The organism is Mycobacterium talmoniae (assembly GCF_001854525.1).
GTDB classification, from domain to species: domain Bacteria; phylum Actinomycetota; class Actinomycetes; order Mycobacteriales; family Mycobacteriaceae; genus Mycobacterium; species Mycobacterium talmoniae.
On record NZ_MLQM01000037.1, the window covers coordinates 22,888 to 34,294 of the forward strand.

The following is an 11,407-nucleotide window of genomic DNA, read 5'->3' on the forward strand; positions in this document are numbered from 1 at the left end:
TCGATGAAATTCGCGCTGGCATGCGTGGGGAGTCGGGGTGATGTCGAGCCCTTCGCCGCGGTCGGCCGTGAGTTGCTGCGCCGGGGTCACGACGTTCGCATGGCGTTTCCGCCGAACATGCTGGGTTTTGTCGAGTCGGCGGGGCTTGCCGCGGTCGCCTACGGCCCGGACTGGCGGGCGGCGCAGGACCGTGGCGTTGGCCGCAACTTCGGGCAGGTCCGGAACCCGGTGAGCGTGCTGGGGGAAATCATGGAACAGGTCAGCCAGGTCTGGCCGCAGTTGGGTACCACACTGACGGCGCTCGCGGATGGGGCCGACCTCCTCCTAACGGAGGTGAGCTCGCAAGGATTGGCCGCCAACGTCGCGGAGTATTACGGCATTCCGCTGGCCACGCTGCGTTTCTTCCCGGCGCCAGATGCGGATCCTGACGACTGGCGCGTCGTCACCGAACTACAAGACGCCCAGCGCCGCGCCCTGGGGCTGCCACCGGCAACGGAGCGCTCGGGGCAACAAGTCCTGGAGATCCAGGCCTACGACGAGTTCTGGTTTCCCGCGCTGGCAGCCGCATGGGCCGAGCAGAACCGGCGACGGCCCTTCGTCGGCGCGCTGACGCTGGAGTTGCCCACCGCTGCCGACGACGAAGTTTTGTCGTGGATTGCCGAGGCAACGCCGCCGATCTACTTCGGTTTTGGCAGCAGCGTGCGGGTCGCATCTCCCGCGGAGACGGTCGCGGTGATCAGCGCGGCTTGCGCACAGTTAGGTGTGCGGGCGTTGATTTGCTCTGGCGGAAGTGACTTTAGCCACGTCCCGCGTTTCGACAACGTCAAAGTCGTGGACGCGGTGAATCACGCGGTGGTGTTTCCGGCCTGTCGCGCGGTCGTCCACCATGGGGGTGCCGGCACCACGGCCGCGGGTATGCGAGCCGGAATTCCCGCATTGATCCAGTGGCTCTGGGTCGATCAGCCGATCTGGGCCGCCGCGGTCGAACACTTAGGGGTGGGATTGGGGCGGCACTTTACGGCCGTCACCGAGGAAACACTGGTCGCGGATCTGTCCTCGATCCTGGATCCCCAATTCGGCAGTCGGGCCCGCGAAGTCGCCGGCAAGGTGACGAAACCCGCCGAAAGCGTCGCCCGTGCCGCCGATTTGCTGGAAGACGCAGCGCGGTCAGCTCACGCTTAACGGTTCTGCCATGTCCCGAAACCCGCTAGCGTCACAGCCATGCGAACCAAGGTTGCCGAACTGCTCGGCGTCGAGTTCCCGATCTGCGCGTTCAGCCACTGCCGCGACGTGGTGGCCGCGGTGTCCAACGCGGGCGGGTTCGGCGTCCTGGGCGCCGTCGCGCACAGCCCCGAACGGCTGGACGCCGAGCTGACCTGGATCGAGGAGCAGACCCACGGCCGCCCGTACGGGGTGGATCTGCTGCTGCCGCCCAAATACGTCGGCGCCGACCAGGGCGGGATCGACAACACGCAGGTGGCCGCGCTGCTGCCCGCCGAACACCGCGCCTTCCTCGACGACCTGCTCACCCGCTACGGGATTGCGGCACCCGAACCCGCCGACGGGCCGCCGGCCGGGTCCGGGCTCAACATCTCACCCAAGGGGTATCAGCCGCTGCTGGACGTGGCGTTCGCGCACAACATCCGGCTGATCGCCAGCGCACTGGGGCCGCCGCCGCACGATCTGGTTGAGCGCGCCCACGCCCACGATGTCGTGGTGGCGGCGCTGGCCGGGACCACCGAGCATGCGATCCGGCACGCCGCCGCCGGGGTCGACCTGATCGTGGCGCAAGGCACCGAGGCCGGCGGCCACACCGGCGAGGTCGCGACGATGGTGCTGGTCCCCGAAATCGTGGATGCGGTGGCGCCGGTGCCGGTGCTGGCCGCCGGCGGGATCGCCCGTGGCCGGCAGATGGCCGCGGCGCTGGCGCTGGGCGCCGAGGGGGTGTGGTGTGGGTCGGTGTGGCTGACCACCGAGGAGGCCGAGACGTTGCCGGTGGTCAAGGACAAGTTCCTGGCCGCCACCTCGTCGGACACCGTGCGGTCCCGGTCGCTGACCGGCAAACCCGCCCGGATGCTGCGCAGCGCGTGGACCGACGAGTGGGCGCGGGCCGATACCCCCGATCCGCTGGGCATGCCGCTGCAGACCGCGCTCGTCGGCACCGCGCAGCGCCAGATCAACCAGGCCGCCGACCACCCCGACACCCAGGCGCAGGACTTGGCCACCTATTTCGTCGGGCAGGTGGTGGGTTCGCTGACCAAGGTGCGTCCGACCCGCACCGTGGTGCTGGACATGGTCTCGGAGTTCATCGACGCCGTCGAACGCCTCGACGGGCTGGCGGAAGGCTAGCTGCCGAGGTCCTGGTCGGCCTCGGCCAGCCGCTGCTGCACGAACCGGGTGATGGCCTCGAAGGCTTCCTTGCTTTCCGGCAGGAACGGGAAAATCGCCGGAAAGGCGTGCAGCTGACTGGGCCAGGTCCGCAGTTCGCAGGGCCGGTTCGCCGCGGTGAGCGCGTCGCGCAACCGCTCGGCATCGCAGCACAGGATCTCGGAGTCGGCGGCGATCAGCAACGACGGCGGCATCGTTTCCAGGCGGCCGTTGATCGGCGCCAACGACTGCACCAGCTCCGCGGAGGGGCAGACGTGCTCGATAATCGCCGCCAGCGCCGTGGGTACCCCGAACGCGTCCCGGCCGACGTTCGCGTGGGTGTTGCGGGTGGTGCTGTCCAGCTCCAACACAGCCGAGATGCCGACAACCCCGGCCGGGGCGGGCAGCCCGTCCTGCTGCACCCGAAGCGCCGTCGCGAAGGCCAGAAATCCTCCCGCGGAGTCGCCGGCCAGCACCACCTTCGCCGGGTTGGCGCCCTGCTCGAGCAACCAGCGATACGCCTGGCAGCAATCCTGGACGGACACGTCCACGGTGCCGACCGGGTATTGGCGGTAGTCGACGTGCACGACCGGCAGGCGGGTGCGCCGAGCCAGTGCGGCCACCGCACCCAGATGGGTGTCCAGGCCGCCGGTGACGAACCCGCCGCCGTGGAAGTAGAGAATGACGCCGTCGCTGATCGGCTGGGTGCAATCCGCCCTGCGAACAGTTTCGGTGAGTGGTTCCGCGCTGTGCCGAATGACGCGCACACCGCGCAGCGGCCGTCTGCGTTGGAGCCGCGCAAGGCTGTTGACCCGGCGGCCGGTGCGGCTCAGCCGGTCCGGCAGCGGTCGACGACCGTTCCCAATCACCATGCGGCGCACCATCGGTGGCGCGATCCGGCGTGATGCGCCGTAGATCATCCGGGCCCGCAGGCTCGGCTTACGCGGCGGCACCACCATCTCGCCCCTTTCGATGGCGCGCCGACGGTCCGGGCGCGTAGTGGCGCAATCTAGCGACGGCGTCGCGAAAAAGTCAATCAGTGCGCTCACCAGCGCCGGAATCCGCAGTAGCGTAGTAGCACGAGTGGCCCGAAGGGAGCACGCGATGGCGACCGATCTGACGCTCTATCTCGACGACGAACCCGGCGAATTGGCTCGGGTAGGGGATCTGCTGGGCACCGCGGGGGTCAACATCGCCGGTTTGTGTGCTCTTCGCAGCGGCGGGCAGGCCGAGTTGCACATCCTGGTGCCGGATCCCACGCCCGCGTTCGAAGCCCTGGAACATGCCGGCATCCGCATCGCCGAGGAACAGGAGGTCATCGTGCTCGATGTCGAGGACCGGCCCGGGGCGCTGGCCGAGGCCATCCACAAACTCGGCGCTGCGGAGGTCAATCTGGCCACGGTGTATCTGGCGTCCAACACCCGGCTGGTGCTCGGCGCCGACGACCTGGCCGAGGCCAAGGCCGCGCTCGGTTAGACCTTATGGGGCGCCAGGCGGGTGACGGCGCTCCAGCGGGTGTTCCCCGGGTTGCGCGGGTCCGGTTGGGGCAGCCGGGCCGCCACCCGGTACCAGAACGGCAGCCGATGAAATCGGTTGGCGGCCAACAACACCGACTCGGCCTCGATCGGGTTCCAGCCCAGCTCCTCGAAGTACGCCAGGCCGTTGGCGGCACCGAACCTGAACGGGGCGTTGTCCAGCAGGCCGGCGGTCTTCTTGGTCATCCACTTCTTCAGCCCCGCGCCCCAGAACTCCAGCAGCCACCACGCGATCGCCGGCCGCTGGAACGACTGCGACAGCGCGGCGACGTCGTGGGGCTCCAGGTACATCAGCAGCCCCTCGGTCAGCACCAGCGCCTTGTCGGCGCCGGCCAGCGCCTCATCGAGGAACGCGTCGCGGGCCGCGGGGTCGGCGAGGTCGACGGCGCGCCGGGTCAGTTGGCAGCGCGGCGTCTGATCGGCGAGCGCCTGCTCCTTATCGGCCAGCAGCGCCGGCAGATCCGCCTCCACCCATCCGAAATCCGCCGGCAGGTCCAGCCGGTAGGGCCGGGTGTCCAACCCGGCCGCCAGGTTGAGCACCCGATCGCAGCCCTCGCCGATCGCCTTGACCACGAGGTCGTCGATGAGCTTGGTGCGGGCGATCAGGGCCCAGCTGACCCGGGGCGCCGCCGCGACGATGGCGTGGCCGCGCTCGCCGGCGAGCCGATCGGCCAGCGGGTCGGCGAACAGGGCGTCGGGGCGGGCCGATTCGACGGCCCGATACGCCGCGATCCAGCGCGCCGTGTCGGAAACGTTGGCGATCAGGGGTTCGGCCCCCGCGGCGGGTCGCGTCATACGACTCACCCTACGATAGTGAGTCGCGTGACACAACTCAGCTGCTTATGATGGTGGGACCATGTTAGACCGCGACTACCCGGACCAGGTCTGCTCCATCGCCCGCGCCCTGGAGGTGATCGGGCAGCGCTGGTCGCTGCTGGTGATCCGCGACGTCTTCCTGGGCCGGCATCGCTTCGATGAGCTGTGCACCAGCACCGGCATCACCCGCAGCGTGCTGACCGCCCGCCTCGCCCACCTGGTCGCCGAGGGGGTGCTGCACCGGCGGCCCTATCAGAGCCGGCCGCAGCGGTTCGAGTACCACCTCACCGACAAGGGCCGTGCGCTGCTGCCGGTGCTCGCCCACCTCATGGCGTGGGGCGACCGGTACTACGCCGAACCCGACGGGCCGCCGCTGCGACTGGAACACCGCGGCTGTGGGGGACACCTGCAGGACCGGCTGCGCTGTGACCGCTGCGACGACGCCCTGACCCCCGCCGACATCCGGCCCCGCCCGGCCTGACCCCCTTATCGATTTGCACCGGCCCGTAGAATCGACCCAACGGCGTCGATCCGGCCATCACCGGGGAGCCTTCGGAAGAACAGCTCAGGCCCAGTAGAACCGAACGGGTAGGCCCGTCACAGCCGTCATCGAGCGGTCGCGTGCACGCGCGGCAAGCGGGGTGGTACCGCGGCGCTCGCGCAGCAGCGCGTCGTCGTCCCCGGCCAGACAGTTGGCGCATGGAGACGACGGTTGACCGAGCACACTTATCCGAAACTGGGTGCCCCCGACTTCCCGGCATCAGAAGCCGAGGTCCTCGACTACTGGGCGGCCGACGACACCTTCCGCGCCAGCATCGCCCGCCGTGACGGCGCGCCAGAATACGTGTTCTACGACGGGCCGCCGTTCGCCAACGGGCTGCCGCACTACGGTCACCTGCTGACCGGCTACGTCAAGGACATCGTGCCGCGGTACCGCACCATGCGCGGCTACAAGGTGGAGCGCCGGTTCGGCTGGGACACCCACGGCCTGCCGGCCGAACTTGAGGTGGAGCGCCAGCTCGGCATCACCGACAAATCCCAGATCGACGCCATGGGCATCGCCGCCTTCAACGAGGCCTGCCGCGAATCGGTGCTGCGCTACACCGACGAATGGCAGGCCTACGTCACCCGGCAGGCCCGTTGGGTGGACTTCGCCAACGACTACAAAACGCTCGACCTGTCCTACATGGAGTCGGTGCTGTGGGCGTTCAAGCAGCTGTGGGACAAGGGCCTGGCCTACGAGGGCTACCGGGTGCTGCCGTACTGCTGGCGCGACGAAACCCCGCTGTCCAACCACGAGCTGCGGATGGACGACGACATCTACCAAAGCCGTCAGGACCCGGCGCTGACCGTCGGATTCCAGGTGACCGACGGGGACCTGGCCGGCGCGCACCTGCTGGTGTGGACCACCACCCCGTGGACGCTGCCGTCGAACATGGCGGTGGCGGTCAACCCAGACGTGACCTATGTGCAGGTGGCGGCGGGGGAGCGGCGCTACGTGCTGGCCGAGGCGCGGCTGGCCGCCTACGCCCGCGAACTCGGCGAGGAGCCGCAGGTGCTGGGCAGCTACTCCGGCGACGACCTTTTGGGCCTGCGGTATCTGCCGCCGTTCCCGTATTTTATGGACTCCACCAACGCCTTTCGGGTGTTACCCGGCGAGTTCGTCACCACCGAGGACGGCACCGGGATCGTGCACCTGGCCCCGGCCTACGGCGAGGACGACAAGGAAACCGGCGACCGGGCCGGGATCGTGCCGGTCACCCCGGTCGACGCCAAGGGCCGCTTCGACGACAGTGTCCCCGACTACGCCGGCCAGCACGTCTTCGACGCCAACAAGGCGATCATCGCCGACCTGAAAAACGGCACCGGCCCGGCGGCGCCCAACGGTGCGGTGCTGCTGCGCCACGAAACCTACGAGCACCCCTACCCGCACTGCTGGCGGTGCCGCAACCCGCTGATCTACCGCGCGGTGTCGTCGTGGTTCGTTGCGGTGACCGAGTTCCGGGACCGCATGGTCGAGCTCAACGAGCAGATCACCTGGTATCCCGAGCACGTCAAGGACGGCATCTTCGGCAACTGGCTGCGCGGCGCCCGCGACTGGTCGATCTCCCGAAACCGCTACTGGGGCACCCCGATTCCGGTGTGGAAATCGGATGACCCGGCGTATCCGCGGATCGATGTCTACGGCAGCCTCGACGAGCTGGAACGCGATTTCGGGGTGCGGCCGGACAACCTGCACCGGCCCTACATCGACGAGCTGACCCGGCCCAACCCCGACGACCCGACCGGTCGCTCGGTGATGCGGCGCATCCCCGACGTGCTCGACGTGTGGTTCGACTCCGGCTCGATGCCCTATGCCCAGGTGCACTACCCGTTCGAGAACCAGAAGTGGTTCGACGGGGTCAGCGGCGACGGCGGTGAGGTGGGTGCCGAGGCGCACTACCCGGGGGATTTCATCGTCGAGTACATCGGGCAGACCCGCGGCTGGTTTTACATGATGCATGTGCTGGCCACCGCGCTGTTCGACCGGCCGGCGTTCAAAACCTGTGTGGCACACGGCATCGTGTTGGGCAGCGACGGGCAGAAGATGAGCAAGTCGCTGCGCAACTACCCCGACGTCACCGAGGTGTTCGACCGCGACGGCTCCGACGCCATGCGGTGGTTTTTGATGGCGTCGCCGATCCTGCGCGGCGGCAACCTGATCGTCACCGAACCCGGTATCCGGGAGGGGGTGCGCCAGGTGATGCTGCCGTTGACCAACGCCTACAGCTTCCTGGCGCTGTACGCCCCGAAAGCCGGGACCTGGCGCACCGACTCGTCGCACGTGCTGGACCGCTACATCCTGGCCAAGCTGGCCACGCTGCGCGACGACCTGACCGCGGCGTTGGATGTCTGCGACATCTCCGGGGCGTGCGAGCAGCTGCGGCTGTTCACCGAGGCGTTGACGAACTGGTATGTGCGTCGCTCCCGGCAGCGGTTCTGGGACGAGGACCCCGACGCGATCGACACCCTGCACACCGCGCTGGAGATCACCGCGCGGCTGGCCGCGCCGCTGCTGCCGCTGACCACCGAGGTGATCTGGCGCGGTGTCACCGGCGAGCGCTCGGTGCACCTGACCGACTGGCCCGAGGCCGGCGCCGCACCGGCGGACCCGGAGCTGGTGGCGGCGATGGACCAGGTCCGCGAGGTGTGCTCGGTCGGGTCGTCGCTGCGCAAGGCGCACCGGCTTCGGGTGCGGCTGCCGCTGCCGAAACTGACGGTGGCGGTGGAGAATCCGCAGCTGCTGGCGCCGTTCACCGATCTGATCGCCGACGAGCTCAACGTCAAGGCCGTCGAGCTCACCGACGACATCGCCCGCTACGGGCGTTTCGAGCTGGCGGTCAACGCCAAGGTGGCCGGGCCGCGGCTGGGCAAGGACGTGCAGGCCGCGATCAAGGCGGTCAAGGCGGGGCAGGGTGTCCTCAATCCGGACGGCACCCTGACCGCCGGACCGGCGGTGCTGCAGGACGGCGAATACACCTCGAAACTGGTGGCCGCCGACCCGGAGTTCACCGCCGCGCTGCCCGACGGGGCCGGTCTGGTGGTGCTCGACGCCGCGGTCACCCCCGAACTGGAAGCCGAGGGCTGGGCCAAGGACCGCATCCGGGAACTGCAGGAGCTGCGCAAGTCGACCGGCCTGGAGGTGTCGGACCGGATCAGCGTGGTGATGGCGGTGCCGGCGGAGCGCTTGGCGTGGGCGCGCGCGCATGCCGAGCTGATCGCCCGCGAAATCCTGGCCACCGGTTTCGAGTTCGGCGAGCCGGGGCCGGCCGCCGCCAAAATCGGTGACGGGGTGACCGTCTCGATCGCCAAGGCCTAGGCCAAGGACTAGGCGCGAGCGTGCACAAATGTACGCTCTCAGGCCGTAAACCCTGACAGTTTGTGCACGCTCGCGGCCGAAACGTCAGGCCTTGACCGCGCGCCAGCGCTGTCGGCCGTCCTTGACCTCGACCTGCACATCGCTGAACCCGGCCTCGCGCAACCGGTCCGGCAGCGTGTCGGGCGGCACCGGGTTGTAGGTGTCGCGGATGTGCAACAGCCGAAACGACAGCGAATGCACGCCGTCGCTGCCGGCGAACACGCCGCCCGGTGCCAGCACCCGGTACGCCTCGGCGAACAACCGGTCCTGCAGCGGCGGCGTCGGCACGTGATGCAGCATCGTGAAGCACACCACCGAGCTGAAGTCCTCGGCGGGCAGCCCGGTGTCGGTGCCGTCCCCGGTGATGATCCGCGCGCGGCCGCCGTATTTGCCCTGCAGCCGCGCGGCCATCGGTGGGTCGATCTCGACGGCGGTCAGCCGCGGCGTCTGCTCCACCAGGCAGCGCATGTTGGCGCCGTATCCGGGCCCGATCTCCAAGGTGTTCTCGCCGAGCTCCACCTCGGCCAGCGCCCAGGGCAGCAGCTTCTGCTCGACGCTGCGGGCCCAGTAGTTGGAGCTACAACACAGTCGGTGCACCAGATTCATCGCCATGCGGCGAACGCTAGCCCACCCAAGCAGACGGCGGAAAGCGATTTTCGGTGCGACACCGCGGCTCCGCCGGGCCTTTAGCATCAGCAGTTGTGCATGAACGTGGGCGCTGGGTACTGCACCTGGACATGGATGCGTTCTTCGCGTCCGTGGAGCAGCTCACCCGGCCCACGCTGCGCGGCCGCCCGGTGCTGGTGGGTGGGCTGGGCGGACGCGGCGTGGTGGCCGGCGCCAGCTACGAGGCCCGGGTGTTCGGGGCGCGCTCGGCGATGCCGATGCACCAGGCGCGCCGGCTGGTCGGCGCGCCGGCGGTGGTGTTGCCGCCGCGCGGTGTGGTCTACGGGGTGGCCAGTCGCCGGGTCTTCGAGACCGTGCGCGCGGTGATCCCCGTCGTCGAACAACTGTCCTTCGACGAGGCGTTCGGGGAGCCGGCCGAGCTGGCCGGGGCGTCGGGCGCCCAGGTCGAAGACTTCTGCGAGCGGCTGCGACACCGGGTGCGCAGCGAAACCGGCCTGGTGGCCTCGGTCGGGGCCGGCTCGGGCAAACAGATCGCCAAGATCGCGTCCGACCTGGCCAAACCCGACGGCATCCGGGTGGTCGGCCGCGCCGACGAGCGTGCGCTGCTCGACGGGTTGCCGGTGCGCCGGCTGTGGGGCATCGGCCCGGTCGCCGAGGAGAAGCTGCACCGGCTGGGCATCGAAACGATCGGGGAGCTGGCCGCGCTGGCCGACTCCGAGGTGGCCAGCATCCTGGGTGCGACGATCGGGCCGGCGTTGCACCGGCTGGCCCGCGGCATCGACGACCGCCCGGTCGCCGAACGCGCCGAGGCCAAACAGATCAGCGCCGAATCCACCTTCCCCGTCGATCTGACCACCCTGGAGCAGTTGCGCCACGAGGTCGGCCCGATCGGGGAGCACGCCTACCAGCGGCTGCTGCGCGACGGCCGCGGCGCCCGCACCGTCACGGTGAAGCTGAAGAAATCCGATATGAGCATCCTGACCCGCTCGGCCACGCTGCCGTATGCGACCACCGACTCCGCGGCGTTGATCGCGGCGGCCCGGCGGCTGCTGCTGGACCCGCAGCAGATCGGGCCGATCCGGCTGCTCGGGGTGGGGTTTTCCGGGTTGAGCGACGTGCGCCAGGAGTCACTATTTCCCGACCTGGACTGGGCATCGGACGCCGACGCGACGGCCGCCCCGCCGCCGGGGGTGACCGCGTCGGCCGCGCCCGAGGTCGCGCCGTGGCGGGTGGGGGACGACGTCGCGCATCCCGAGCTCGGGCACGGCTGGGTGCAGGGCGCGGGCCACGGCGTGATGACGGTACGGTTCGAGACCCGCGGCTCCGGTCCCGGGCCGGTGCGGACGTTTTCCGTCGACACCGCCGCGATCAGCCGCGCCAACCCGGTGGACAGCCTGGACTGGCCCGATTTCGTCGCCAAGCTCGCGGCCGCGGACGCGCACCCCGACACGCTGTAGGGACCGCGCTCACCACAGCACCCCGTACACGCTGGAAATGATGAACCCGTGCTGGTAGCTGCGGCAGGTCACGGTGCCCTGATAGCCGACACCGCAGCTGGCGCCCCAGTTCTCCAGCCGCTGGCCTTCGGGCAACACGTCGACATCTCGGGTGAACGACAACGTGTCCGAATGCCGGTAGGCGGCGGCGACACCGCCGGCGGCGACCACGGTCTGATTGGTGCCCACCGGTGCGTCGCCGGGGACCGTGTCGCAGCCCACCGGGCCGCCGTTGGGGCCGATCCCGCAGGCGCGGCCGTCGGGGGTCTTGAAGAAAACCCAGTAGAAATCGGTGGGCGACGCGTACCGGCCTTGGGCGATCGGGTAGCGGTCGATATCGGTGGCCCCGGGTGGCGGCTCGGCGCTCGCGGCGGCGGCCGCCGCGACCACCAGCAGCCCCGCGCCGGCGAGGACGGCGCCGCGACGCAGGCCCGCTCCCGTCACGTCAGCACCACCGGTCCACGACGGCGCCGAGCGGTCGCCCGGCCGCCAACGCCGCCATCACGAGCACCCGGGCCTGCGGCGGCCGCAGCCCGGGCACCATGACCGCGCCGGCGTCCACCAGGTCGCGGCCCGGACCGTAGCCGGGGCTGACCCGGCCGCCGGGCACCCGGGTGGACACCGCGACCACTAACCCGGCGGCGCAGTGGCGACGCACCGCGTCGATG

The 11,407-nt window shown here is 69.9% G+C and carries 10 protein-coding genes and 1 pseudogene; 6 read left to right on the forward strand and 5 right to left on the reverse strand.

What is annotated here, in order from left to right:
• The first annotated feature begins 3 nt into the window (after positions 1–3).
• Positions 4–1,182 carry a glycosyltransferase gene (locus BKN37_RS09580; protein ID WP_071024851.1) on the forward strand — a complete coding sequence of 393 codons (1,179 nt, stop codon included), beginning with the start codon at positions 4–6 and terminating at the stop codon, positions 1,180–1,182.
• Positions 1,183–1,221: 39 nt separating this feature from the next.
• On the forward strand, positions 1,222–2,349 hold the full coding sequence (locus BKN37_RS09585) for an NAD(P)H-dependent flavin oxidoreductase (protein WP_071024853.1): 1,128 nt from the start codon (positions 1,222–1,224) through the stop codon (positions 2,347–2,349).
• Here BKN37_RS09585 and BKN37_RS09590 read toward each other — a convergent pair.
• Positions 2,346–3,326 (reverse strand): alpha/beta hydrolase, encoded by a 981-nt coding sequence (locus tag BKN37_RS09590; protein ID WP_071024855.1) that lies wholly within the window; start codon positions 3,324–3,326, stop codon positions 2,346–2,348. The two genes, BKN37_RS09585 and BKN37_RS09590, sit on opposite strands and share 4 nt — an antisense overlap.
• 145 nt (positions 3,327–3,471) lie before the next feature.
• Between BKN37_RS09590 and BKN37_RS09595 the strand changes: the two genes are divergently transcribed.
• A complete protein-coding gene (locus BKN37_RS09595; protein WP_071024857.1) occupies positions 3,472–3,843 on the forward strand; it encodes an amino acid-binding protein in 372 nt (123 codons plus the stop codon).
• Here the strand turns inward: BKN37_RS09595 and BKN37_RS09600 are convergent.
• Complete coding sequence (locus BKN37_RS09600) at positions 3,840–4,697, reverse strand: class I SAM-dependent methyltransferase (protein WP_071024859.1); 858 nt, start codon at positions 4,695–4,697, stop codon at positions 3,840–3,842. The two genes, BKN37_RS09595 and BKN37_RS09600, sit on opposite strands and share 4 nt — an antisense overlap.
• 61 nt (positions 4,698–4,758) lie before the next feature.
• Here BKN37_RS09600 and BKN37_RS09605 point away from each other — a divergent pair, with 61 nt between their 5' ends.
• Together BKN37_RS09605 and ileS are read left to right on the forward strand one after the other, a co-directional pair.
• On the forward strand, positions 4,759–5,199 hold the full coding sequence (locus BKN37_RS09605; RefSeq protein WP_071024861.1) for a winged helix-turn-helix transcriptional regulator: 441 nt from the start codon (positions 4,759–4,761) through the stop codon (positions 5,197–5,199).
• Positions 5,200–5,430: 231 nt separating this feature from the next.
• On the forward strand, positions 5,431–8,577 hold the full coding sequence (gene ileS, locus BKN37_RS09610) for an isoleucine--tRNA ligase (RefSeq protein WP_071024865.1): 3,147 nt from the start codon (positions 5,431–5,433) through the stop codon (positions 8,575–8,577).
• An 84-nt stretch (positions 8,578–8,661) separates the two neighbouring features.
• Here ileS and BKN37_RS09615 read toward each other — a convergent pair whose 3' ends face one another.
• Positions 8,662–9,228 carry a class I SAM-dependent methyltransferase gene (locus BKN37_RS09615; RefSeq protein WP_207547228.1) on the reverse strand — a complete coding sequence of 189 codons (567 nt, stop codon included), beginning with the start codon at positions 9,226–9,228 and terminating at the stop codon, positions 8,662–8,664.
• Between the two features lie 125 nt (positions 9,229–9,353).
• Between BKN37_RS09615 and BKN37_RS09620 the strand changes: the two genes are divergently transcribed.
• Positions 9,354–10,700, forward strand: coding sequence for a DNA polymerase IV (locus BKN37_RS09620; protein ID WP_071024867.1), 1,347 nt, complete (start codon positions 9,354–9,356; stop codon positions 10,698–10,700).
• 9 nt (positions 10,701–10,709) lie between these two features.
• Here BKN37_RS09620 and BKN37_RS09625 read toward each other — a convergent pair whose 3' ends face one another.
• On the reverse strand, positions 10,710–11,183 hold the full coding sequence (locus BKN37_RS09625) for a hypothetical protein (protein ID WP_165618312.1): 474 nt from the start codon (positions 11,181–11,183) through the stop codon (positions 10,710–10,712).
• Between the two features lies 1 nt (position 11,184).
• Positions 11,185–11,407, reverse strand: a pseudogene (locus BKN37_RS09630) (L-asparaginase); the annotation flags it as partial.

Coding starts and splice junctions, on each gene's coding strand:
- BKN37_RS09580 (WP_071024851.1), top strand. CDS start 4: ATGAAATTCGCGCTGGCATGCGTGGGGAGTCGGGGTGATGTCGAGCCC.
- BKN37_RS09585 (WP_071024853.1), top strand. CDS start 1,222: ATGCGAACCAAGGTTGCCGAACTGCTCGGCGTCGAGTTCCCGATCTGC.
- BKN37_RS09590 (WP_071024855.1), bottom strand. CDS start 3,326: ATGGTGGTGCCGCCGCGTAAGCCGAGCCTGCGGGCCCGGATGATCTAC.
- BKN37_RS09595 (WP_071024857.1), top strand. CDS start 3,472: ATGGCGACCGATCTGACGCTCTATCTCGACGACGAACCCGGCGAATTG.
- BKN37_RS09600 (WP_071024859.1), bottom strand. CDS start 4,697: ATGACGCGACCCGCCGCGGGGGCCGAACCCCTGATCGCCAACGTTTCC.
- BKN37_RS09605 (WP_071024861.1), top strand. CDS start 4,759: ATGTTAGACCGCGACTACCCGGACCAGGTCTGCTCCATCGCCCGCGCC.
- BKN37_RS09615 (WP_207547228.1), bottom strand. CDS start 9,228: ATGGCGATGAATCTGGTGCACCGACTGTGTTGTAGCTCCAACTACTGG.
- BKN37_RS09620 (WP_071024867.1), top strand. CDS start 9,354: ATGGATGCGTTCTTCGCGTCCGTGGAGCAGCTCACCCGGCCCACGCTG.